Below are 290 nucleotides of genomic sequence, written 5' to 3'. Positions count from 1 at the left end.
TTCAGCCCTTCGATATTGACACCGAACGGCGTTGCGTGGTTACCCTGCGCAATGACATAAGGAGGGACGTCCTGCGCCACACCGGAGCAGCCGCCAACCATCACATGCGCACCAATGATGCAGAACTGATGGACTGCGGTCATGCCGCCGATGATCGCGAAGTCGTCAACCGATACGTGACCCGCCAGCGTTGCGTTGTTGGCGAGGATGCAGCGGTTACCTACCGTACAATCGTGCGCAATGTGCGCATTGATCATCAGTAAGTTGTCGCTGCCCACCTTCGTCAATCC

At 57.2% G+C, this 290-nt stretch carries 1 pseudogene; it reads right to left on the bottom strand.

Going from position 1 to position 290, the window contains the following annotated elements:
* Positions 1–290, bottom strand: a pseudogene (locus LZP73_RS20285) (acyl-ACP--UDP-N-acetylglucosamine O-acyltransferase); the annotation flags it as partial.

The organism is Shewanella sp. AS16 (assembly GCF_021412365.1).
In the GTDB taxonomy this organism is placed as follows: domain Bacteria; phylum Pseudomonadota; class Gammaproteobacteria; order Enterobacterales; family Shewanellaceae; genus Shewanella; species Shewanella salipaludis.
The sequence above is the reverse complement of the archived record's forward strand: the minus strand, read 5'-3'. Positions and strand labels throughout refer to the sequence as shown.